Origin of the sequence: Geobacter sp. FeAm09 (assembly GCF_008330225.1) — a bacterium.
Taxonomy (GTDB): domain Bacteria; phylum Desulfobacterota; class Desulfuromonadia; order Geobacterales; family Pseudopelobacteraceae; genus Oryzomonas.
In genome coordinates, this window is sequence record NZ_CP042466.1 from 2,797,961 (window position 1) to 2,821,273 (window position 23,313).

Below are 23,313 nucleotides of genomic sequence, written 5' to 3' on the forward strand. Positions count from 1 at the left end.
TGCTTCTGCACCAATGTGAGGCGCCTCCCGGTATCGGGAACGGGAAAACGGCCGTGGGTCACGGCGCGCTGACGTTGACCACCTGGCTCCCGTCGTTGCCCGGATTCACCACCTGGAGGCGGAAATCCTTGGCGACCGGCGAATAGGGAAAACGCTGGTAGACGAGCCTGGTGCAGTCGATGAAGATCACCTTCTCCCGCGCCGCCGAATCCTGACCGCCACTGCCGCCGATGCGCTGGCCGTCCACGTAGAGGGCCGAGTTCTGTTGGAAGTTCTTCCCCTCGATCAGCAATTCGTAATAATTCACGTACTCGTTGCCCCGGGTCACCAGGCTGATCTCCGGCTTGGTCTCGATCTCCAGCGCCAGCGGCACCGAGGCGTTCTCGGGGGAATTTTTCACCATGACCTGATGCAGCCCCCCCGCCACCTGGGGCACCCGGAAGGCGATGGCCTCGGGCGAAACCACCCGGCTCTTGATGGAGGCATTGTCGAAGAAGAGGAACGTCGACTCGCCGAAGTTCCTGCCTACGGCGGTCACGTCCCGCTCGCCCCCCTGGGCGCAGGAACTGATCCTGTCGGGGGAAAGGGCGAGCAGCACCGGGCGCAGCGGGAGTACGGAGAAGTTGTAGGCCCGCCCCACAACACCGTCGCCCCGCTTGAGGTACAGGGCGTACAATCCCGTATCCAGCGGCGGGACGATGAACTCGAGCTGTCTGCCGTCGGTCACCTTGGCCGGGATCTCCACACTGCCGAGGAACGCCGAGATCTGCTCGCCGAAATTGGCGCCGAAGATGGTCACCCTGCCGCCCGGTTCCGCCTGGGCCGGGATGATGCTGAGGATGGCGGGTGACGTGTCCGGGGCGGAGGCCGCAGGCTTCACCACGCGCTGCGGCCGTTCGGCCGCCAATGGCGGCGTATTCCCTGCCAGGCAGAACGTCGCGACGATCAGGACAGCGGCAATGCTCTTCATGTTCGGCCTCCTTGTTGCTTTCGGCGACAGGGTGCGTCGCCCGTCAAAGGGAAACCGCCGGGGCGTCTGGCGCATCCGGCCGGCATGTGTGCTCGATCGGGCTCAATTCCTCACGGTCATGGCCAGCCATGCCCCGCCCAGGCTGAAGATGATATTGGCCCCCCAGGCCGCGACCAGAGGCGGCAGAACCCCGCTGCGCCCGTAGGAGAGCAGCATGGCGTTCACCACAAAATAGGCGAAGCCGATGCCGATGCTGGCCCCGACCCCGAGGGCGGCGCCGCCCGAACGGCTGTTCCTGAAGGCGAAGGGAATGCCCAGGATGACCATCACAAAGGCGGCGAACGGCCCGGAAAGCTTGGTGTGCATCATGGTCAGGTAGCGAAAGGCCTGGTAACCGCCGTTTTGCAGGTTGTCGGCATATTCCCTGAGCTTCCGGTAGCTCAGGTTGTCGGCATTGTTGTCCAGGACGCGCAGATCGTCCAGTTTCAGATTCAGGGCCACATCCATGCTGCCGGTCCGCTGGGCGGCATAGCCGCGCCCCCGGCTGAAATCCTTCGTCACCACGTCCTGCAGGGTCCAGCGGCCGTCATGGTATTCGGCCGAGTCGGCATCCATACGGCTGGTGGGGTTCATGGAACCGTCCAGCTTCCAGAGGGTTATCCCCCGCAGCACCCTGGCCTGGGGATCGAACAGGCGGGCCTGAAGGATCTGGTTGTCGGAACGGAACCAGATATTGTTGCGCCGGAACACCGCATTGACCCCCTGCTTCCGGATATCGACCCGCTCGATCTTCTCCATGCGCTCGTAGCTGCCGGGCACCACCAGTTCGGCGTTCAAGAGCAGCGCAAAGCTGGCCGCCAGCCCCAGGAACAGCATGGGGAACGCGATGCGCAGCAGGCTGATGCCGCAACTGCGCATGGCGATGATCTCGCTGTTGCGGGAGAACATCCCCAGGGTCAGCAGGGTCGCCATCAGGATAGCGAACGAGGCGGTCTGTCCCACCATCTCCGGCAGCTTCCAGACGAAAAAACGGAGGATGTCAGCCGCCGAGCCGCCGGCGCGGATGAAGCGCGGGATCTTGTCCATCATGTCCAGCACCAGGTAGACGGCCACGAAACTGCCCAGGCAGAGGGCCAGAAGGCGCAACCAGGCAACCGCTATGTAACGGGAGAGGATCGTCATCGAACGGCGCTCCTCTTCCCGATCAGGGCCAGGAGCGCATCCTGGGCCGCGCTCAGGATGCTGCGTTCCAGGGACGCCATCTTCAGGAAATACCACCCCGCGGCCAGGAAGATCACGTTGGGGAGCCAGAGTGCCAGTTCAGCCGGCACGGTTCCCCGCTCCGCCAGGGTTCGCAGAAGCGACAGCAGCACGTAATAGGCCAAAAGAATGGCGATGCTCAGGGAGAACCCGGCGGATTTGCCCGAACGGCGATTCTGGATGCCCAGCGGCACCGCCACCACGGCAAAGACCAGGGAGGCGAACGGGAAAGCGAAACGGCTCTGGAGTTCGGCCGCCATCTTGAGGCGGGTCGCCTGGGGCGTGGCCGGATCGGCGATCTGCTGCCGCAGCTCGCCGATCCCCATATCCGTCTCGTTGCGGCCGATGCCCCCACCTTTGCCGGGACCGGCCACGGTCATGGCGTACTCGCCGAAATGGACCAGCCGGTACCCGTCCCCCTTGCCCGCCGCGTGGATGCTGCCGTTGTTGAGCACCAAACAGATATCCTGCTGGTTGGGCGTACAGCCCACATTCCCGGTAGCGGCGAAGATGGTCATGGGGCGCGCCTGGTCACGGCCATCGTGGATGATGACCCCCTTGAGGGTGTGGTTCTGCTCGTCGTACTGGTCGGTGTAAAGGATGATGCCCGGGATCTCGTCCCAGAACACCTTCTCGCGGATGGTCACGGCCACGTTCTGCTTCAGCATCTCGAAACTGATGCGCTTGAAGGCGCTGTTGCCCCAGGGAACCCCGACGGTGCTGGCGGCAAGGGTCAACAGCACGGCAACCATCCCGCACAGCACCACTGGTGGCATGATCTGCACCAGGCTGAGCCCGCCGGATTTCATCACCGTGATCTCGTTATCGGCCGAGAGGCGGCCAAAGGCCAGCAACACCGCCAGCAGAAAGGCCATGGGGATCGTGAACACCAGGAACGAGGGCATCAGGTACAGGATCATCCGGCTGATATCCGCCATGGGGACGCCGCGGGAGATGACCAGATCCGTCAGCTTGATCAGCCTCCCCATCAGCAGGATCAGGGTGAAGACCGCAATGCCGAGCAGGAAGAGCGAGGCGATCTCGCGGATTATGTAGAGGCTTAAGATGCGCTTCATGATGGCACGATGATACATGAGCCGCGGGCAGGTGTAAAGGGAGGCGGGAAGAAAAGAGAGAGCAAAAACGGGGTGAGCGTCCGGCCGGCCTCAGACGGCGCCGGCCAGCCCCAGCAGCGCGCCGGCCCCGATCAGCCAGAGCGGGTTCCGCCGGGTGTTCAGGACGACCAGCACGGTCGCCGCCGTGAGGGCGTATGCCCCCCGGCTTGTATCGGCTCCGCGGGTGATGATGCAGCCGCTCGCCAGCACCAGGCCGATGGCCAGGGGCGCGATGCCGGCCTGGATGACGAGCTGCCAGCGCGTGCCGTGGATCTTTTCCCAAAAGCGCATGAGAACGTAGATCAAAAGGCTCGACGGGCCGCACATGGCTATCGTGGCGGCCAGGGCGCCGGCCAGTCCCGCCACATGCCAGCCGATCAGGGTGACGATGATCGCGTTGGGCCCCGGCGTGGCCTGGGAGATGGCCACCAGATGCGCAAAGGTGGCGTCGCTCATCCAGTGGTGGGTCACCACCGCCAGGCGGTGCAGCTCGGGCAGCACCGCCCCGGCCCCGCCAAAGGCGACCAGGGAGAGCATCCCGAACTGGAGTACGATCTCGACGATGATGTTCATGGCGCCCTGTAGTAGCGGCGTGCCGCAAGCCACATGCTGAAGGGGGCCAGGCCAGCCATCACCGCCAGCAGTGGCCAGTGGAGGAAGACCACCGCTCCCAGGATCGCGGCGCTGAAAACCAGCAGGAGCGGCCGTTTCCGGAGGTCGGCAGCCATGCGCACCCCCATGGCCAGGATCAGGCCGGCTGCGACGGCGGCGATGCCGCGCAGCATGGCCTGGATCGCGGGCAACTCCCCGAACCGGCCGTAGAGCGCCCCAAGCGCGATGATGATGCCGAACGGGGCCAGCAACAGGCCGAGCAGCGAGACGACGGCGCCGCTGGCCCCCTGAAAGCGGGCCCCGATGCAGACCGAGAGATTGACGATGTTCGGCCCGGGCATGAACTGGCACAGGCCGAACAGGGAGGTGAATTCTTCGGAGGAGAGCCACCCCCGCTCCTCGACGATGGCGCGCCGGGCCCACGCCATGACGCCGCCGAACCCGGACAGGGCGATCCGGGTGAACCCCCAGAAAAGCTCCCTATGGCTGATTTCGCGGCGGTGCTCCATGTGCCCCCCAGGTTACCGGTGCCGTCATCTCCCCACACCTTGTTGAATACCATTCCGCCACGCGCTGTCAATATAAATTCATACAGGACGTTCGACGGTGGGGAGCAGGGAGAGGAGGCACGGGGCAGCAGGCCGAAGCGAGGGAGGGGGAGCGCCGCCACCGCAGGCGGTTGCGCGCCCGGAGCGGTACGCTGTTGAACCGGTTGCCACGAGTTCGATTAGTACCCGCCGTGTGGCGAAGTGAAGTTGATCAAGGGACCTTGGCTTCGAACTTGTGGCAGTCGTTGCAATACAACCGTGATTCTTTATGAATGCCATGGCACAGCGTACACCTCACCATGCCCTCATGGGAGGCGTGCATGTTCACCGAGCGCTGGTTCCCCTGATCGAGATACGTTTTGACCGAACCGGGAGCCTCGGTATGGCAGGCGATGCACGCGGCACTTTTGGCGGCTCTTTGCGGAGCGGCCTCTTCATGGCAATCACTGCATTTGATCCCGTTGTCCAGATGCTTTTTATTTATGGTGACGGCCCCTGAAATACAGGGAACGGATAAGGCAAGCGTTACCAACACGAAAAAACGAACGTAGTGCATGTCTCTCCCCTGAACTGTGGGGAGTTGGGCACAGCGCGCGGTCGTGCCCAACTCCACGGTTTTTAGTGATTATTCAACTGATTTGATGTACCCGGCCGCATGCTCTGCGGCCATGCGGCCCGTGTTGACGGCAAACCCGATGGTGCTCCCCGCCATCAGCAGGTCGTAGCTGTCGCCGTACATGCCGCCGGCGTCATTCCCGACGGCGTAAAGCCCGGGGATAACCGGCCCTTTGGTACTGACCACCTGCATATCCTTGGTGACCTTGGCCCCTCCCAGGGTTCCGAGGGCCGCGGGGTATGCCTTCACCGCATAGAAAGGTCCCTTCTTCACCGGCTGGAGATACTTGGGGTCCTTGGCGAATTCGCCGTCATGCTTTTTGTCGGCAAAGGTGTTATAGCGCTCGATGGTCGCTTTCAGGGTCGCCGCATCCGCCCCTATCTTCTTGGCAAGGCCTTCGACGGTGTCGGCCGAAAAGGCGACGCCCTTCCTGATGCCGCCCTCAAGCTCCTTGTCCAGGTTGGTCAGCTTGGTCTTGACGGGCACCATGACGCCGACCCCCACATCAAGCCCCTCTTCCATCATGTACCGCTTGGTCTCGGCATCGTACACGGCAAACATGGTGCCGCCGGCGCGTTCCAGGGCATTGCCGGCAAAAGGCCACTGGAAGATAACCATTTCGTCGCAGAAACGCTCCCCCTTCCTGTCCACCCAGAGGTAGGGCTGGCGGACGGTCGCCACGAGCTGGGAGGTGGTCGGCTCTCCCGGCAGGCCCGGCCGGTACGACTGCACGACTTCCATCCCTTCCGTGTCCGCCCCGGCGGCGATCATCATCCGGATGCCGTCGCCGGTCTTGCCCACATTGCCCACCGGCACCTGGTCGGGGAACCGGGTGTACTTCTTCATCATCTCCTTGTTGTTGAGGAACCCGCCCGTACCGACGATAACTGCCTTGGCGCTGATGACGATCTTCTCGCCCGTGGCGTCCTCGGAAACGACACCGGCAACCCGGCCGTCTTTCATGATCAGTTCCTTACCGGCGGTTTCGCTCAGCACCTTGACGTTCATCTGGGGGAATTTCGCCTTGAGCGTCTCCAGCATCGATTTGCCGCGTCCCTTGAAGATGTGCCAGGACTGCAGTCCGCCGGGGTAGTTGGCGGTCAGCTCCGTGAATTCGACCCCCTGCGCCTGCAGCCACTCGACGGTGGTCGGCGATTTGTCCACAAAGGCCCTGACGAGCTTGGCATTGGCCCGCCAATGGCTGTAGTTCATGATCATCTTGAAAGCGTCATCCCTGTTGAGGACAATGTTCCTCTCCTGCTGGATCTTGCTGTCCGCGGCAAAAATCCCTTCCGAAAACTTTCCGGTGCCGCCGGTTGACGGCTGTTTTTCGAGAACGATGACGCTTTTGGCGCCGGCCTGGGCCACGGCATACGCCGCGGTGATTCCCGAAGCGCCCCCACCCACGACCACAACATCGGCCTCCAGCCTTTTTTCGGCAAATGCCGCCGGTGCCCACGCGACAAGCGCCGCCAGCAAAGTACATACTACGGCAAACGTTCTGTTCATTTTTCCCTCCACGACAATTTTTCCATCATTTTCATTGGTTACCCTCCTCCGGGCCAGCCCCTTTCCGTGACCTTCGCGGCAGACTTCCGCGAAGCCGGGACAGGCGGCTTGGCAGCCCGGCCAAACCGGTGCGGTTCGCACCAGCGCAAAACGGCATCGACGTCATGCCAGCCGTTCTGCCGAATTTCCGGCCTCCTTTCCTTGATGGTGTCCGTACCAACAGCCTCCGTGCCGAATCCGTTTTTTACCCTGGCCTTACGGGGAACGACAACACCACCCCGCGCCACTCCGGATTCCGGACGGCAACGGAGCATGCGCAAGGAGCGTGCCGTCGAATAAAACGATGCAAAAACAGTTTGTTGCATTCAAGCGACAATTAAACTGCCAATTACGACAATTTAATTGTCGCATTCCGCAATAGTAGCTAAATAGTGCCGCATGTGGTAATTTGAGGCGCGAACAGTGCCGACAATTGGGGGAAACGATTATGGTCAGAGACGAAAACATATTCTTCCGCAGGGCGACCACCCACATCTGCAGCAGCCTCGACTGCGCGACAGCGCTGCACCGCTGCCTGCTGCACCTGAGGGAATTCATGCCGATCGACATGATGATCCTCTGGGTGTTTGACGAGAGCGCGCAGGGGTTGCGGCGAATCGCCGTGGCAACCCCGGAAGAGGGGCTCCACTCCGACATGGTCATGCTTCTTCCCCCCGCAACCAGGGAAAAGCTCCTGAAGATGGACATCCCCCACATGATCATCGAGCGTTCGGGATTTGCCCCGGTGGTCATGCGGCTGGTCAACCAGCCCGACAGCGACCCCATGGCGCGCAGCCTGAAACAGTACTTCGAGCCGAACGATTATTCGTCGATGGTGCTGTATCTGGAGATTGAAGGGAAACGGCTGGGAACCCTCTTTGTTCGGGCGGAGGGGAAGGACCGCTACACGGAATACCATACCCGGCTGCTTGCCTTGCTGCACGAGCCATTCTCCCTGTCGGTGGCTCATACGCTGCTCTTTGAAGAAAACAGAAAGGCCAGGAACCGGGAAAAGGATGGCGAAGGCTATTTTTTGCAAAAGATCGGCATGCCGGGGAACAAGGTAATCGGCGCGGATTGCGGTTTGAAAGGGGTCATGGAGATGGTGTCCCAGGTCGGGCTTTTGAACAGCCCCGTGCTGCTGCGCGGAGAGACCGGCGTGGGCAAGGATATGATCGCCAACGTCATCCACCACTGTTCACCCTTCCGGTGCGGCCCGTTCATCAAGGTGAATTGCGGGGCAATCCCGGAAACCCTTATCGACAGCGAACTGTTCGGCCATGAAAAGGGGTCGTTCACCGGTGCGACCATCCAGAAGCGCGGTTATTTTGAACGGGCGAACCACGGGACCATCTTCCTCGATGAGATCGGCGAACTCCCGGCCCATGCGCAGGTACGATTGTTGCGCGTCCTGCAGTTCAAGGAGGTACAGCGGGTCGGGGGGGCGGAACCGGTGCCGCTGAACATCAGGGTGATCGCCGCGACCCACCGGAACCTCGAAGAAATGGTCGAGGCGGGGCTCTTCCGTGAGGACCTCTGGTTCAGGCTCAATGTTTTCCCCATATTCATCCCGCCGCTGCGCCACAGAAAGGAAGACATCCCGGAACTGGTCCACGACCTGGTGATCAAGAAATCGCGGGAACTGAAACTGCTACGGGTACCGGCCCTTGCGCCGGGCACCATCGGCCGGCTCACGGCCTATCACTGGCCGGGCAACGTCCGCGAACTGGAAAACATCATCGAGCGGGCCCTGATCCTGTGCAAGGGGGACACCATCACCGCGGACGCCTTCCTCTTCCGCGACGAACGGGCGATCGCCCCGGCACAGCAGGAAACCGACGCCATCCCTCCATTGGACGAGGTGGTCACAGCCCACATCAAAAGGGCACTGACGAAAGCCAACGGCAGGGTACACGGCCCTGACGGGGCCGCCCGGCTCCTGGGGATGAATGCGAGCACCCTGAGGAACAAGATGGACAAGCTGGGGATAACATACGGCAGGGCGCTGCGGGCGAAGGGCACGACCGGTTATCAGCCCGCCTGAGTTTCATTGCCATCGCTGCCCGCCGGAAGCCCATGGTTCCCTAGTACCGGCATATGACGCGAGGCTCCTTCTCCCCACCGCCGGAGCGGGATGACAGGAGGAAGAGCAGGGCCGCCCCGAGCCCCAGAACCCCGGCGGCGTAGAACACCGCCGTCAGCCCCAGGGCGCTCTGCAATCCCGCACCCAACAGCGGGCCAGAGACGAAACCCAGGTTCAGCACCGCGTTGCAGGTGCCCACCGTCGCACCCATGCCGTGGCGGCTCCCCTCCTCCACCAGCAGCGCCGTGCTCGCAGGCTGGGACAACACGCTGAACAGGCCGATACCCACCCCCAGCGCCAGGATCTGGCTAAAACCCGCCGCCACCGGGATCAGGAAGTAGAGCAGCGAGACCGCCGTGCCCCCGGCAACCACCAGGGACTTGCGCGGCGCCCGGTCCGAGAGCATGCCCATGGGGCGGAGCAAGAGGGTCATCACCAGGGTGGAGGAGGCCATGACCAGCCCGGCCCGGGTGCCGCTCAGCCCCAGCCGGGCCGTGAGCATGATGGGGAGAAAGGCCCCCAACAGCGAGATGCCGCAGGCCCGGCCGAAGACGAAGGCCAAAAGCCCCCGCAGGGAGCTGTGGCGGGTGGCGCCCAGGAGGTCACCGAGGCGTTCGCTGTGGCTGGCTTGGCGTGGCGGGGGCTTATGGCCGGGGATGCAGATGAGGGCCACGGCCAGGGCGACGACGCACAGGAGGGCCAGGGTGGCAAAGATCCCCTGAAAGCCCCACAGGTCCTTGAGCATCCCCCCCACCACCGGCCCCAGACTCAGGGCGCCGTAGAAGGAGATGTCGAAGGTGCCCATGACCGTAGCCCGTTTGTGGTCCGGGGTGGCTTCGCCCACCAGGGAGAGCACCACGGGGCGGAACATGGCGCAGCCGATGCCCTGGAGCAGGCGCAGGAGGGTGATGAGGGGGAGACTGACGGTGAAGAGGTAGCAGAGGGAGACGAAGAGGTAGAGGCCGAGGCTGGCGGCGGCGACCTTCTTGCGGCCGATGCGGTCGGCCCAGGCGCCCATGAAGGGGCTGAGGACGATCTTGGAGAGGGAGTAGAGAACCAGCGGCAGTCCCAGGAGCGCTCCCCTTGCGCCCAGGCTGAAGACGTAGAGCGAGAAGAAGGCGTCGGCGATGCCGAAGCCCAAGGTGATGGCGAAGTTGATCAGGAACAGCCCCCGGAACAGGGTGCGGGTCTCCATGGTTTCTCCCCTACCCAGCCAGGAATTCCTCGAAGGCCCGGTCCTGGCAATGGATGTGTTCCAGCCAGAGGAGGCGGATGTCCGCCAACTCGTCGGGCAGCACCTCCAGCCCCCTGCCGAAGCGGGGGGCCAGTTCGGCGGTGTTCACCCAGAGGAGCTGGTGATGGAGGCGGTGCCGGGTGGCCTGGGGGAAGCCCACCAGTTCCATGTAGCGGTTCTCGGAACCGATGTGCTCCATCATGACCTCCAGGAGCCGCTCCAGTTCCCGGGTGAGGTCCGCGCCCGGTTTGCGGCGCAGCGCTTCGATCATGGCGTCCAGGTGGCCGATGATGCTCCGGTAGCGGCTGTCGCAGGCGAGCTTTCGCTCGGTCAGTTGGTGCGGGTCGATCGACATATCGTATCCCGGAGTGGTGCAGTGTCCGTAGGTCTGCAGTTCCATGTTTCGTGTCCTTTGAGGAAAGAAAGCCCGTGGACCGGGGTCACTTCTTGCCCGGCCAAGCGAAGCCGAACCCGTGGCAGGTCGAGCAGAAGTCCTTGAACGGGTCGTGGGACTGGTGGCAGTTGGTGCATTTCAGGGTCGGGTAGTGGGACTTGTGCGGATTGCGCGGGAACCTGGTTTTTGCCGTCCTTGCCGTCAAGGTATCGTACGTGCCGTGACAGGCGATGCACTTCTCGCTGTAGCTCTCGTCGTCGTCTTCGTTATAGGCCCGGTGGCAGGCCTGGCAGGAAACCCCGTTGTTCCGGTGAACATGGGCAAGTTTGTCCGAATCCAGCCAGGTGGCCATCTTCCTGGCCAGTTCGGGCAGGTCGCCGCGTGCGACCGTTGTCGTACCGGCACAGGAGAGCCGCATGTTCCCGGCGGCGTCGCCGGGGTGGCATCCCAGGCAGGTCTCGGCCGTTACGGTTCCTTTGGCAAGATGGGCCGCGTGGATTTTGCCGGACAGGCGGGGGGCCTTGCCACCGGCGGCATGGCAGGTGGCGCAGCCGGAAAAATCAGCGGCCTTCTGGTGCGTGGCCGGCAGTATTTCGGCGGTTTTGGCGTGACATGCCGCGCACTGGAAGACAGGCGCAGCCGCCTGCGCCTGGGCGATGCCGCCCCCCCCACAGCAGGTTGTCCCCCAAAGTGCCGCCAGGATGGTCATTACTTGAAAGTTTTTCATACTACGCTCCTGAGAATAAGTTCATCGGTATCTTACATGGTGCCACGGCCCGGGGGTGACGTTGCAAACGGCACCTTACGGCGCCATGAGTGCGGCATGGCCTGCCCGGGCACGCCATGCCGCATGCGGCGCGCCTTAAAACGCCCAGATCACCTTGACCCAGTACTTGTCGCCTTCCGGCCTGTTCTCCACCAGCATCTCCTTCTGGTATTTGGCCTCGATGCTCATATTCCTGTAGTCGTACTTGACCGTGGGGCCGACGGCGAAGACCTGCCCCTTGTTGCCGTCGTTGGCGGCAGCGCCGGCGCCATGGTCATCGGACACCTGCCGGTAGAAATAGCCGGTGGCGCCCATGGTCCAGGGGCCGGCATGGTAGGCGGCCGCGTAGTCGAAGTGGAATTCTTGGCCGGAGGTATACTTGGTGGCCGTATTCTCGGTATTGAAGTCGTACATGAACTTGCCGGACAGCTCCACACCGTTATCGCTCAGCAGGGTGCCGGTGAAGATCGGCTGGATGGTCCAGTAGTTTCTGCCGATATTGACAAGCCGGTTTTTGTCGTACTGCCCGGTAGGTGCGGTAATATCGAGCCCGGTGGCGGCGTGCCAGTTTTTGGCGTGCCATGCCAGCACGAACGGCGAAAAGGAGATGTCGCCCAGCCCGCTCTTGGTACTGCTCGAACTGCCGGCCGGCGTGCCGAGCGTGCCGCTGGCATTGACCAGAGGAGCGATCACGTACACGCCGTAGTTGGCGCCCAGCAGTTGATGCGTGGTCATGTAGACGAAACGGGACACGTTGGCGGTGACGTTGACGTGGAAGTCAAGGGGCTGTTTGTTGCCGTTTTTGTCGTTCAGCCGGTCGGCGGAGTAGTGGGTGAGGTAGTTGAGATAGTAGAGGCCCGGTGGCGGCAAGGCCCCCGCCATGACCCCTTCGGCACCGTTCGGGTAGGTGCCGCCGCCCCCCTCGGTTGCGCCGGCGGGCAGGGCCGACAGGGCCGACAGGGCCGACAGGGCCGACAGGGCGGCACAGGCACACAGGGCGAACGCCGCGATACTCCGTTTCGGCATGGTAAAGCGCTTCATTGAACTCCCCCTTCATCAAAGTGATGTGAAATCGGCAGTGCATCGCCTGCCATGCAGGCTGGTGCGCACAAAGGCGGCATGGATCAGCCGATGCCATGCCGCCTCGACCGCACTAGCGTTTGCCGTAGGCGGCGGCCTGCTCGCCGGCAATCTTGCCGGATTGGGCCGCCCACTGGAACATCATGCCCGACGTCCAGGTGGCGTAGGTATCGCCGTAGAGCCCGCCGACATCGGCGCCGGCGGCATACAGCCCGGGGATCGCCTTGTCGTTCTTGTCGGTAACCTCCATCTTCAGGTCCGTTTTTACGCCGCCGATGGAGACGAAGTTGTAGGGGAACACCTTGAGGGCGTACAATTTGCCGGTCTTCACCGGGACGATGGTATCGGCCTTCCGGTAGAACTTCTCGTCGCGGCCGGTCTCTTTTGCGTGGTTGTACTGATCGACATTTTCTTTCAAGCGGGCCGGCTCCACACCCATCTTCTGGGCAAGCTCTTCGATGCTGTCGCCGACGACGATGCTGCTGCTCTTCTGGGCCACGGCAGTGGCGATCTCGGCGCGCAGGTCCGTCAGCTTCGTGCCGATGGGCACGAGCACGCCCAAGCCGTTGTCGATCCCATGCTCTTCCATGTAGCGTACGGTTTCGTCGTCCCAGATGCTCCAGACAAAACCGTCGCGCTGGCGCTCGATGGCGTTGCCGGCAAAGGTGAAGGCCCATACGGCGTTTTCGTCCACAACGCGGTCGCCGTATTTGTTGACCCACAAGAGCGGCTGCCAGGTCATGGCGTACAACGGCCCCAGCGGTTTGATCCCTTCGCCGTGGGTCCCGGGATGCAGCATCAGGCCCCAGCCCTCGCTGTCCGCACCGGCGGCCAGCGCCATGTTGATGCCGTCGCCGGTCTTGTTGATGGGCACGGTGGGGAACACCTTGTCGGCGTCGAAGCGGGTCCACTTCCTGACCATTTCCTTGCTGTTGTTGAAGCCGCCGGTGGCGATCACGACCGCCTTGGCGTTGATGGTGTAATGATCGCCCTTGGCATTGACGGCCTTTACGCCGGCGACGGCGCCACCGTTATAGATCAGTTCCTTGGCCGGGGTTTCGAAGTAGATCTTGACGCCCAACTCCTTGGCCTTGGCCTGCATGGCCTGGACCAGGGCGGCGCCGTGGTGGGCGGTTCCCCAGTCCTTGATCAGGTGCCAGGTCGGCGCCTCGGTCGGCGACATGGTCACCACTTCAAACCCGACCCCCTGTTTTTCCAGCCACTCGATGATGCTGGTGGAATTGGCGACGGTCTGCGCCAGCAGGCCGGCATTGTTCCGGTAGTGATGGTAGTCCATGGCGTGCCAGTACGCCTCTTCCTTGGTAAGCCCGATCGCTTTCCGGCGCTGCTGGTCGGTTTTTACCGCAAACAGCCCCTCGGCAAAGTTGGAGCTGCCGCCGGCAAACGGCATCTTTTCGAGAACGATTACTTTTGCCCCCGCGTAGGCGGCGCTGACGGCGGCGGACAACCCGGCCGAACCCGCGCCGACCACAACCACATCGGTACTGATGCTCTTATCCGCGGCATTGCCGATGCCGGAAAACAGCACCACCAGCGAAAAACAGACCAACGACAGCCTTGAACTGCACCTCTTCATTTCCTTGCCTCCTTGCACGTTTGTTGAGTAACTCTGGTACAAACACGTCGACACGCCCTGCATTGAACCGCGACAGATCACCTCCTTCGCTTGAAGCCGCACCGTTAGCGCATGGTCACAGTATCTCCCGATTACCGCAACAATGTAATTGGGCATATTATTGTTTTTTAAAGGAAAATATCCCTAGAACCCGTGGGACGTTTTTTCTTAGGGGGACGAGGAAATCCAACCGTATTTTGCCGGGGTTTTTTACCTGGAGAGGGCTAGGGAAAACTACCAATGGCACGGCTTCGATACCGTCGCCACGGCCTGTTGACAGGCCTGGCTGCACCAGGGGCCGGATGAGCCGGGAACCGGCGTGGGTGGGAGCATGGGCCGGTTATCCCGGCCCAATTGCCCTGAATATGTTGATTAGGGATTACAAAAAAATGCGATCGCTCTTATACTAGGGCGTAGTTACGGGTAGTCCATTTCTCATGGTCCAGGGGAGACGAACCGCTGGGTATGGTGACGACATGAATTCATCGGAGGCACGGCGTGCGCCCGAAGCGGCGGAAACGCACACCACGGCAGGCGGGCTTGAAGAGGAACTGCTCCGGCTTCGGACGGCGTACGACAATCTGAAGAAGAGCGAGGAGCGCTACCGGCTCATGTTTGAGAACGTGCCGCTGGGCTACCTTTCCATGGACCAGAATGCGCGTTTGATAGATGCCAACAATGCGCTGCTGGATTTTCTCGGCTATTCCCGGGACGAATTCATCGGCAAGAGGTTTGCCGACCTGCTCGTGGAAGGGGTGGATTACCACCTGAACGTCACCTTCCCCGCCTTCAAGAAGAGCGGCATCTCCCAGAACATCGTCTGGAAGGTCCGCAAGAAGGACGGCAGCGTCGCCATCATACAGATGAACGGCAGGGTCCGGTATGACGAAAACGGCAATTTCATACAGACCCACTGCATGATGCAGGACATCACGGAACAGAAAAAGGCGGAAAAGGCCCTCAGGAAATCGGAACAGGAAAAGGCGCTCATACTCGGCGCCATGTCGGACCGGGTCATCTATCATGACGCCGACATGAGAATCCTGTGGGCCAACCGGGTGGCGGCCGACTCTTCGGGCCTGCCCCTGAGCGAGATGGAAGGGAAGTACTGCTATGCGGTATGGCACCAGCGGACGGAGCCGTGCGAGGGGTGCCCGGTTGCGGCCGCCTTTCAGACGCGCCAGGTATGCACGGGCGAGATGCACGTCAACAACAAGGTGATGCTCATCGGTGGCTACCCGGTTCTGGACGATAACGGCACGTTCCTGGGCGTGGTGCAGGTTTCCAAGGATACGACGGAGCGCAGGCTCCTGGAAAAGCAGATTCTGGACATGAGCAGCAGGGAGCAGCAGCGGATCGGCCACGATCTCCACGACGGCCTGGGACAGCACCTGACCGGAATTTCGTTCCTCGCCTCCGCCCTGCACTGCCAGCTCTCCGGCGCATCGCCGGAGGAATCGGACGACGCGAAACAGATCGCGGAACACGCCAATGCGGCGTTGAGCCTGATGCGCAGCCTGGTCAAGGGGCTCTGCCCGGTGAACAAGGATGCCAAGGGGCTGATGCTGTCATTGGACTCGTTGGCGGCGAACGTGGAAAACATGTATGGCATCGCCTGCCGTTTCCGTTGCGACGAGCCGGTTTTGATCCACAACAACCTGATCGCCACGCACCTCTACTACATCACGAACGAAGCGGTCAACAACGCCGTCAAGCATAGCAAAGGCAGTTGCATCGCCATATCCCTTTCGTGCGATGGGGATATGATCAGGCTTGCGGTGGCCGACAACGGCCAGGGCGGTTTTCTCGAAACCTATAATGGACAAAAGGGTATCGGCCTGCGCACGATGGAGTATCGCTGCAAAATGATCGGCGCCGCGCTGAGACTGCAGAGTACCGCTTCAGAAGGGACGACGGTGACATGCTCTCTGCCGGTCAGCGAGACCATGGCGGCGTTTGCGGGTGAATACGGTGAGTGATGCCAAAAACAAATCCAGGATTATGGTGGTCGATGACCATGCCGTCGTGCGCGAGGGGCTATCGAAGCTGATCAACCATGAAAACGACATGGTGGTCTGTTGCGACGCCGAGGACGGCCCTTCCGCGCTCAAGGCGATTGCCGCGCACAAACCGGACCTGGCCATTGTGGATATTTCCCTCGCGGCGTCCAGTGGTCTCGATGTGACCAAGAATATCAAGATTCACTACCCGGAGATTCCCGTGCTGGTTCTCTCCATGCACGAGGAGGCGCTTTTCGCCGAACGGGCGCTGCGGGTGGGGGCCTCCGGGTACGTCATGAAGGTCGAGCCGCCCGCGACACTGATACACGCCATCAGGCGCGTCCTGAGCGGCAAGACGTTTCTCAGCGAAAGGATGACCGAGTACTTCCTGAGCCAGGTGGTACACCCCTCCACCACGAAAAAGGAATCCCCCATCCACGGCCTGACGGACCGGGAGTTCGAAGTATTCCTGATGATCGGCAAGGGGTTGGCCACGCGGCAGATCGCCGAACGCATCAATCTGAGCGTCAAGACCATCGACGCCTATCGGGAGAACCTTAAGAAGAAGCTGAATCTGAAAAACGCCGCGGAATTGCTGCAGTATGCCATAGAATGGTCACGCAACGACGATGTGTGACCGGGGGACCGGCCGCGTGGCCTGCTCCATCCCCGACAGCAACTCCAACGCCTCCCCTGCGTCATGACCGCACATATCCGGGCTCGGTTGCAGGCTGGCGCAGACGCGGGGACGCTCGGGACGGCCAAAGATGCGGCAGCGGTTGTCGGTCGTCAGTTGCACGCACCGCACCCCCGCCGGCTTGCCGGCGGCCATGCCCGGGATCGGCGAGGAAATCGAGGGGGCTATGCAGCAGGCGGCGCATCCGGCGCGGCATGCCATGGCGGCCTTGTTTTTCATGGTATCGCCCGCAGGAGAAAAAAAGCCCGTCGGAATCCCCGGCGGGCTTTGCTTGTTCCTCGTTTGTTGCCGATGCCCATCAGGCCCGGGCAGACCAGAGACCGTGCAGATTGCACAACTCGCGGGCCGTCAGGCTGGTGGCGGTGATGTTGAACGTGGCGGTCGGCACATCCCCCGGCTGAAGGGCCTGGCGGTAGACCTTGCCGTCGGCAACCAGTTCAATCCACTCGATGTAGTGCTTCTCTTCCATGGGATGGAGTACGCTGCCCACCGTGACCTTGACGATGCCGTCGCCGATTTCGATGACCGGCACATGTTTTTCCTTGGCAGCATCGACGGTGTTTTCCGTCAACTGCTTCATCGGCTCGCCGCAGCAGTGCAGCGGAGCGCCGCCGGCGTGGACGATCTCGACGATATTGCCGCAATGTTCGCATTTGTAGATTTCAAGAAGCTTCGGCATGATGATCTTCCTCCTGTGTAGTGTTGTTTAGACCTGTTTCCAGGCAGCTGGTTACTAATCTTCGCCCGGCAATGCAAAATGGGCCTTGGGATGATGCAGCATTTCCGTAGTCCGCTCAGTCCTGCTCTATGCTACCGATTTCTGCTTTGGGATTCACCCGCTCCAAATACGACAATTTTTATCCTTTATACCTTATTTTTGCAGTTTTGCAAGTCCGAAAATGAAAAAAGGGGGATGCGCTGTCGCATCCCCCTGTCGCATCTCATGAAAAACCGGATCAGGACAGCTGGCGCCCGCCGTCGGCGGCCCACTTCTCCAGCATGGCCGTGGTAACGGACTTGGGACGCTCGATGGCGTAGCCCAGGCCGCGGTCCCACGTGATGTTGGCCATGCAGCCCAGGGCACGGCCGACACCGAACAGAACGGTGTAGAAGTCCCACTCCTTGACGCCGTAGTACCACTGGATGACGCCGGACTGGGCATCGACGTTCGGCCAGGGGTTCTTGGTCTTGCCGTGTTCGGTGAGGACGCCCGGTGCCGTTTCGAAAATCATGGCGACCAGTTTGAACAGCGAGTCGTCCTTGAGGCCCGGGGTGTTGAGGCAGAACTCACGCTGGGCGGTATAGCGCGGATCGGTTTTGCGCAGAACGGCGTGACCGTATCCCGGAACGACCTGGCCGGCATTGAGGGTGTCCCAGAGGGCCTTGGTGACGTTCTCTTTGGTCGGCTCGGCGCCGTTGAGCTTCTTCTGGAACTCCATGATCCAGCCCAGGACCTCCTGGTTGGCCAGGCCGTGCAGCGGGCCTGCCAGGCCGTTCAGGCCGGCGGCATAGGCATAGTAGGGGTCGGACAGGGCCGAATGCACCAGGTGGGTGGTGTGGGCCGAGACGTTCCCGGACTCATGGTCGGAGTGCAGGATGAAGTACATGCGCGCCACATCCTTGTATTGCTCGCTCTGCCCGATCATGTGGGCAAAGTTGGCGCCCATGTCGAGGGTCGGATCGATGGCGATCTGCTTGTCGCCCTTGTACTTGAGGTTGTAGATGAAGGCGGCGATGATGGGAATGCGCGCCACGATGTCGCTGGCATCTTCATAGACCGATTCCCAGGCGACCATCTTGTTGAATTTGCCGGAGTTGTAGAAAGCGGCAAACTTGGAGTCCTTCTGCAGGGCCATGATGCCGACCGAGAGCATGACCATGGGGTGGCTGTCCCTTGGCAGGGCGCGAATGGCGGTGAATACGTACTCGGGTACCGCCTGGCGCGTCTTCCACTCGGCCGCCACTTCGGCGACCTGGGCGTCGGTCGGCACGTCGCCGGTCAGCAGGAAGTACCAGAAGGACTCGACGGTCGGGTAGGCCGAACCGGCGGCCTTGGGCAGCGCCGCAAAGGTCTCGGGGATGGTCTTGCCGCGGAAGCGGATGCCCTCCTGGGGATCGAGATAGGAGATGTCGGTGACGAGGCTGCGGATATCGCGGGCGCCGCCGATGCACTGTTCGATGGTCACCTGATCGATGATCACCTTGCCGAACTCCTTGGTAAGCCTGGTGGTGCGGGGGCGGTGCTCCTCAATCTTCTGTTTGAGCGTCTCTTTCAATGACATGTCGGTACTCTCCTTTCGTTGTGAGGGTTAAGCTGAAATCAACAGTGAGCCGGACTTTTCGACACCATCAAAGCCAACCGGAACGGTCGTCTACCCAATACAATAATATTTTTTTAGGATACTGTATACACTTAAGAAGTGTCGTAGTTATACCAAAGCCTTGACAAATTGCAACAAAAATTTTGCTGGGGCGCTATGGCGACAGAATCACCAGATCCTCGCTCGAATAGGTCAATTGCTTGAGGCCGTCGTCGCTGATATAGAAGGTGTTTTCGATGCCGATCGCCCCCTCTCCCGGAAAGACCACCTTGGGTTCAAAGGCGAAGGCCATCCCCGCCTGGAATGTCATGTCATTGAACCCCCTGGCGATAAAGGGGTATTCATCGATCTCGACCCCCAGTCCATGGCCGATGAAGGAAACCTGCGAGCCTTTGGCCCCCATGAAGCTGTCGGCATACCCCTGCTCCACCGCCAGGGCCAGACACCGGTCGTACACCTCGCCCCAGGGGGCGCCCGTAACGACGGTCCGCTTCATCAGCTCCTGCACCTTGAGCATGTCGTCATACCCCCTGCGCAGGCGGTCGGAGAGGCCGCCCAGGGCGAAGACCCGGGTCTGGTCCACCAGATAGCCGTCAAAACTCCCGGCGAAATCCACAATGATCGGTTCGTTGCGGCCGATCGGCTTGTAGCTCGCCCCCTGGCCGAAGCAGGGGCTGGGCCCCACTCCGCCGAAGGGGGTGTCGGTATAGGCCGGAACCGCGCTATCCGTACCGGAAAAGGTGTGGCCGAAGAGCATTTCCCCATTGAAGACCCGCATCCTGATCACCCCCAGGTGACCGTTGAGGCGGGCCGTATGCTCAAGCTCCGCCGCCAGCTCCAAGTCGCTCATCCCCTCGCGGAGCACCTCCCGCACCCGGCGCGTCACCTTGTCCACCTGGTCGGCCGCATCCTTCATCACGTGGATCTCGTAGTGGCTTTTGATCATGCGCACCAGTCGGATCAGCGGCGTGGCATCGCTGAACTGCGCATGGGGAAAGACCTTGCGGTAGCGTTCGAAAAGAGCGACCGGCAGCACGTCGAACTCCATGCCGATCCTCTTCGGCTCGGGGTAGCCGTAGCCGGCGGCCAACCCGGGGATGTCCCGGGGAGAACTAAAGGGCATCACCTCTTTCAGGCCCGACTCCATCCGCGCCCGGGCGGCGTCCCGGCGCACCAGGTACAGCGGCTGTCCATGGACCGGAACGTACAGGCAGCCGCTCTGGACGGTACCGGTGAAATAGAAGAGATCGGCATTCTGGGCGATGATGACGGCATCCAATCCTTCGGCTGCCATATGGTTTTGCAGCATTTTGCAGCGGTATTCCAACTCGGTGGCGGGGGTCAGACGCATGAATCCTCCAGAAACGGCGCAGGTCGCCGGCATGGTCCCAACAGCCATTCAGCCTGCGGGGACGTGCTCCGTCCGCAGGGACGACAGTGGCGTTGCGGCGGACAGAGGAATTTTACACATGAACGGGAAATATGCAAGCGGGAGAGGCCGTGCAAGCTGGCGGCAGCCGTTCCCGGGCGCATGCTCAAACGGCACCACGCCGCGTTCGTCCCGATATTTCGATATGACGAAATTAATTTTGTGTAACACAAAAACAATTTTCTTGACTTGCATCATTTTTTGCACAAAGATCCATCGAAAAAAGACAAAGCGAATCGTATATATCTTTTTATTGGTTCTCGATATCGGGCTTGGGGCGTAAGCCCCAAATAACCACATTATGGGGAGGATCAGGCTGATGAGAAGAAGGCTACTTGGAGTGGCAGGAATTGCGGCAGCGGTGATGATGCTGGGAATGACAACCATGGCCGGGGCGGCGGATGACTACCAGAAGTTTGGCGTGCGGGTCAGGGCGATCTACGTCAAGCCGGATGAAAGTACAACTTTTAAGGCGGCAAGCGTAAAAGTAAGCGATGACATCATTCCCGAACTCGACCTGGAATACTTCTTCCTGAAAAACCTATCCACCGAGTTGATTGCCGGCGTAACCCGCCATGACATCAAACTCAACAATTCCTTCGCAGGTTCCACTTGGCTGCTCCCCCCCACCCTGACGGTGAAGTATCACCCGCTGGCAGGCAATACGATCAGCCCCTATGTCGGCTTTGGTGTTAACGTCATCTTCCCCTTCAATTCCAAAATCAGCGGCGTTGACCCCTCCTTCAGAATCGACAACAGCGTAGGGTGGGCCGCCCAGGCCGGCGTGGATTTCAAAATCAAGGACAGCCTCTACTTCAACATCGACTACAAGTATCTCAATGCCGACACCAAAATGACGGTCGGCAGCACGAAATACGACCTGGACCTCAACCCGCACCTCTTCGGCATCGGTGTCGGCTACCGTTTCTAAGCGGACCTGATACGTACTGAACCATGAAAAAAGGCGGGGGCATTATGTCCCCCGCCTTTTTTCATTCCCACTCCAGTACCGCGCGCAGCGCACAAAAGCCGCTTCACGATCCGCCCGCTTACCGTTGGCTTTCCGGATTCATCGCCTCGGACTCGGCCCGCCGCTGGCGTTCCAGCTTTCGCCGACGCTTGCCCCCCAGAAACAGCTCCTCGATCACAATGGCGATAAAACAGATTACGAACAACAGAAAAACGACGCCGATAAGTTTTTGCAATATCATGTCAGACCACCTCGCCATCCCGAAATCCTGCTGGTGAGCGGACAGCCCGTTCAGCCTGCCCTCGTTTCCAGCGTTACGCCGTCTCGCCGGCATCCTCCAATTGCAATTCCTTGATGGCCATCTCCCGGAGCTTGAACTTCTGGATCTTGCCCGAAGCGGTCATGGGATAACCGTCCACGAACTTGACATACTTGGGAATCTTGTAGTTGGCGATCCGCCCCTTGCAGAACTCCCGGACCTCCGCCTCGGTCATCTCCATCCCCTTCTTGAGGATGATGGCCGCCATGACCTGCTCACCGTACTTGCGGTCCGGCACGCCGTAGACCTGAACATCGGAGACCTTGGGATGGGTATAGAGGAACTCCTCGATCTCGCGGGGGTAGATGTTCTCCCCTCCCCTGATGATCATCTGCTTGATCCGGCCGGTTATCTTGCAGTAGCCGTTCTCGTCCATGATGGCCAGGTCACCGGTATGCAGCCAGCCGTCGGCGTCGATCACCTTGGCGGTTTCCTCCGGCATCTTGTAGTAGCCCTTCATGACCATATACCCCCGGCCGCACAACTCGCCCTGCTTGCCGGGGGGCAGGGTGGCGCCGGTTTCGATGTCCACGATCTTGACCTCGGCGCCCGGCAGAGCCCGGCCCACCGTGGCCACCCGCAACTCCACCGGGTCGTCGGTGCGGGTCTGGGTAATGCCGGGGGAGGATTCGGTCTGGCCATAGACGCTGGTGATCTCGGTCAGGTTCATATCCTTCACCGCCCGTTTCATCACTTCGATGGGGCAGACCGAACCGGCCATGATGCCGGTGCGCAGGGTGCTGAGATCGAACTTCGGGAATTCCGGATGTTCCATTTCGGCAATGAACATGGTCGGCACGCCGTGGAGCGCCGTGCACTTCTCCTGTTCCACGGTCTGCAACACCCTGAGCGGGTCGAAGATCTCCACCGGCACCATGGTCGAGCCGTGGGTGACGCAGGCCATGACGCCCAGCACGCAGCCGAAGCAGTGGAAGAACGGCACCGTGATGCAGAGGCGGTCCTTTTCGGTGAACTTCATGCATTCACCGATGTTGAAACCGTTGTTGACAAGATTGAAGTGGGTCAGCATGACCCCCTTGGGAAAACCGGTCGTGCCGGAGGTGTACTGCATGTTGATCACGTCATGGCAATCGAGGGTCGCCTCCACGGCATTCAGCTCCGCGTCGGACACCCGCTGTCCGGCCGCCACCATCGCCTCGAAATTGAACATGCCGGCCGGGGTCTCATCGCCGATGAAGACCACATTCTTGAGGTAGGACAGCTTGGGGCACGACAGCTTGCCCGGCTCCGCGGCCGGGAGTTCCGGCGCCACGTCGTACACGGTCTGCACATAGTCCGTATCCTTGAAGGATTTGACCATAAAAAGCGTGGTGGAGTCGGACTGGTTGAGGATATAGTCGAGTTCGGCCGATTTGTAGGCGGTGTTGACCGTTACCAGCACGGCGCCGACCTTGGCCGTGGCGAACTGGAGGATCACCCACTCGGGGACGTTGTAGGCCCAGATGGCCACGTTGTCCCCCTTCTTGACCCCCAGGGCGAGGAGCCCTTTGGCCACCTGCCGGCAGACCTCGTTAAACTCCCTGTAGTTGTACCGCAGGCCGCGCTGCGGATGGACCAGGGCGTCGTTTTCCGGAAAACGCCGCGCCATGTCATCCAGAAGCCCGCCTACCGTCAAAGTGATTTGCTGTGACATCGCCGCCTCCACATCAAAATAAAATTTGCTCGCGCAAAAACCATATGCAATTTAACATATT

23 protein-coding genes are annotated in these 23,313 nt (G+C 61.1%); 4 read left to right on the forward strand and 19 right to left on the reverse strand.

The genetic code is table 11. From position 1 onward, the window contains the following. Positions 1 to 58: 58 nt before the first annotated feature. From FO488_RS13090 to FO488_RS13120, 7 genes are all read right to left on the reverse strand, one after another. Positions 59 to 970 carry an IPT/TIG domain-containing protein gene (locus FO488_RS13090; protein ID WP_149210964.1) on the reverse strand — a complete coding sequence of 304 codons (912 nt, stop codon included), beginning with the start codon at positions 968 to 970 and terminating at the stop codon, positions 59 to 61. 102 nt (positions 971 to 1,072) lie between these two features. Further along, positions 1,073 to 2,152: an LPS export ABC transporter permease LptG gene (lptG, locus tag FO488_RS13095; protein ID WP_149210965.1), complete on the reverse strand. Its 1,080-nt coding sequence runs from the start codon at positions 2,150 to 2,152 to the stop codon at positions 1,073 to 1,075. Beyond that, entirely contained in the window at positions 2,149 to 3,306 is a 1,158-nt protein-coding gene (gene lptF / locus FO488_RS13100; protein ID WP_149210966.1) for an LPS export ABC transporter permease LptF, read from the reverse strand. The genes lptG and lptF overlap by 4 nt, the downstream gene beginning before the upstream one ends. A gap of 90 nt (positions 3,307 to 3,396) precedes the next feature. After that, positions 3,397 to 3,918 (reverse strand): chromate transporter, encoded by a 522-nt coding sequence (locus FO488_RS13105; RefSeq protein WP_149210967.1) that lies wholly within the window; start codon positions 3,916 to 3,918, stop codon positions 3,397 to 3,399. Next, positions 3,915 to 4,466, reverse strand: coding sequence for a chromate transporter (locus tag FO488_RS13110; RefSeq protein ID WP_149210968.1), 552 nt, complete (start codon positions 4,464 to 4,466; stop codon positions 3,915 to 3,917). The genes FO488_RS13105 and FO488_RS13110 overlap by 4 nt, the downstream gene beginning before the upstream one ends. Positions 4,467 to 4,716: 250 nt before the next feature. After that, positions 4,717 to 5,061, reverse strand: a complete 345-nt coding sequence (locus tag FO488_RS13115; RefSeq protein ID WP_149210969.1) for a cytochrome c3 family protein — start codon at positions 5,059 to 5,061, stop codon at positions 4,717 to 4,719. 69 nt (positions 5,062 to 5,130) lie between these two features. Continuing rightward, positions 5,131 to 6,630, reverse strand: a complete 1,500-nt coding sequence (locus FO488_RS13120) for an FAD-dependent oxidoreductase (RefSeq protein ID WP_149210970.1) — start codon at positions 6,628 to 6,630, stop codon at positions 5,131 to 5,133. 487 nt (positions 6,631 to 7,117) lie between these two features. On the opposite strand from FO488_RS13120, the gene FO488_RS13125 reads away from it, so the two are divergent. Next, entirely contained in the window at positions 7,118 to 8,713 is a 1,596-nt protein-coding gene (locus FO488_RS13125) for a sigma-54-dependent Fis family transcriptional regulator (RefSeq protein ID WP_149210971.1), read from the forward strand. Between the two features lie 40 nt (positions 8,714 to 8,753). Here the strand turns inward: FO488_RS13125 and FO488_RS13130 are convergent, their stop codons facing one another. The 5 genes from FO488_RS13130 to FO488_RS13150 all read right to left on the reverse strand — a co-directional run bounded on the left by FO488_RS13130 (position 8,754) and on the right by FO488_RS13150 (position 13,823). Then, the gene (locus FO488_RS13130) at positions 8,754 to 9,947 is read right to left on the reverse strand and encodes an MFS transporter (protein WP_149210972.1); all 1,194 of its coding nucleotides are present in this window, start codon (positions 9,945 to 9,947) and stop codon (positions 8,754 to 8,756) included. Between the two features lie 10 nt (positions 9,948 to 9,957). Then, positions 9,958 to 10,386: a hypothetical protein gene (locus tag FO488_RS13135; RefSeq protein WP_149210973.1), complete on the reverse strand. Its 429-nt coding sequence runs from the start codon at positions 10,384 to 10,386 to the stop codon at positions 9,958 to 9,960. Between the two features lie 40 nt (positions 10,387 to 10,426). Next, complete coding sequence (locus FO488_RS13140) at positions 10,427 to 11,107, reverse strand: cytochrome c3 family protein (protein WP_149210974.1); 681 nt, start codon at positions 11,105 to 11,107, stop codon at positions 10,427 to 10,429. 135 nt (positions 11,108 to 11,242) lie between these two features. Then, positions 11,243 to 12,187, reverse strand: coding sequence for a transporter (locus FO488_RS13145; RefSeq protein ID WP_240731919.1), 945 nt, complete (start codon positions 12,185 to 12,187; stop codon positions 11,243 to 11,245). Positions 12,188 to 12,299: 112 nt separating this feature from the next. Beyond that, positions 12,300 to 13,823, reverse strand: coding sequence for an FAD-dependent oxidoreductase (locus tag FO488_RS13150; RefSeq protein WP_168206036.1), 1,524 nt, complete (start codon positions 13,821 to 13,823; stop codon positions 12,300 to 12,302). A gap of 515 nt (positions 13,824 to 14,338) precedes the next feature. On the opposite strand from FO488_RS13150, the gene FO488_RS13155 reads away from it, so the two are divergent. Both FO488_RS13155 and FO488_RS13160 read left to right on the forward strand, forming a co-directional pair. Continuing rightward, positions 14,339 to 15,841 (forward strand): PAS domain S-box protein, encoded by a 1,503-nt coding sequence (locus tag FO488_RS13155; RefSeq protein ID WP_168206037.1) that lies wholly within the window; start codon positions 14,339 to 14,341, stop codon positions 15,839 to 15,841. Next, on the forward strand, positions 15,834 to 16,499 hold the full coding sequence (locus FO488_RS13160) for a response regulator transcription factor (protein ID WP_205743277.1): 666 nt from the start codon (positions 15,834 to 15,836) through the stop codon (positions 16,497 to 16,499). Before FO488_RS13155 ends, FO488_RS13160 begins: the two co-directional genes overlap by 8 nt. Here the strand turns inward: FO488_RS13160 and FO488_RS13165 are convergent. The 5 genes from FO488_RS13165 to FO488_RS19705 form a co-directional block, all read right to left on the reverse strand. Next, positions 16,479 to 16,760 (reverse strand): YkgJ family cysteine cluster protein, encoded by a 282-nt coding sequence (locus tag FO488_RS13165; protein WP_149212190.1) that lies wholly within the window; start codon positions 16,758 to 16,760, stop codon positions 16,479 to 16,481. The two genes, FO488_RS13160 and FO488_RS13165, sit on opposite strands and share 21 nt — an antisense overlap. Before the next feature lie 97 nt (positions 16,761 to 16,857). Beyond that, positions 16,858 to 17,238 (reverse strand): desulfoferrodoxin, encoded by a 381-nt coding sequence (locus tag FO488_RS13170; protein ID WP_149210977.1) that lies wholly within the window; start codon positions 17,236 to 17,238, stop codon positions 16,858 to 16,860. 277 nt (positions 17,239 to 17,515) lie between these two features. Next, positions 17,516 to 18,841, reverse strand: coding sequence for a citrate (Si)-synthase (locus tag FO488_RS13175; protein ID WP_149210978.1), 1,326 nt, complete (start codon positions 18,839 to 18,841; stop codon positions 17,516 to 17,518). Positions 18,842 to 19,034: 193 nt separating this feature from the next. Next, positions 19,035 to 20,231 carry a Xaa-Pro peptidase family protein gene (locus tag FO488_RS13180; protein ID WP_149210979.1) on the reverse strand — a complete coding sequence of 399 codons (1,197 nt, stop codon included), beginning with the start codon at positions 20,229 to 20,231 and terminating at the stop codon, positions 19,035 to 19,037. A 48-nt stretch (positions 20,232 to 20,279) separates the two neighbouring features. Next, positions 20,280 to 20,696, reverse strand: a complete 417-nt coding sequence (locus FO488_RS19705; protein WP_205743278.1) for a hypothetical protein — start codon at positions 20,694 to 20,696, stop codon at positions 20,280 to 20,282. Here FO488_RS19705 and FO488_RS13185 point away from each other — a divergent pair. Continuing rightward, positions 20,686 to 21,240, forward strand: coding sequence for an OmpW family protein (locus FO488_RS13185; RefSeq protein WP_205743279.1), 555 nt, complete (start codon positions 20,686 to 20,688; stop codon positions 21,238 to 21,240). The two genes, FO488_RS19705 and FO488_RS13185, sit on opposite strands and share 11 nt — an antisense overlap. Positions 21,241 to 21,358: 118 nt before the next feature. Here FO488_RS13185 and FO488_RS19485 read toward each other — a convergent pair whose 3' ends face one another. Together FO488_RS19485 and FO488_RS13190 are read right to left on the reverse strand one after the other, a co-directional pair. Then, complete coding sequence (locus FO488_RS19485; RefSeq protein ID WP_168205802.1) at positions 21,359 to 21,520, reverse strand: hypothetical protein; 162 nt, start codon at positions 21,518 to 21,520, stop codon at positions 21,359 to 21,361. Between the two features lie 73 nt (positions 21,521 to 21,593). After that, the gene (locus tag FO488_RS13190; RefSeq protein ID WP_149210981.1) at positions 21,594 to 23,252 is read right to left on the reverse strand and encodes an AMP-binding protein; all 1,659 of its coding nucleotides are present in this window, start codon (positions 23,250 to 23,252) and stop codon (positions 21,594 to 21,596) included. Positions 23,253 to 23,313 lie beyond the last annotated feature (61 nt).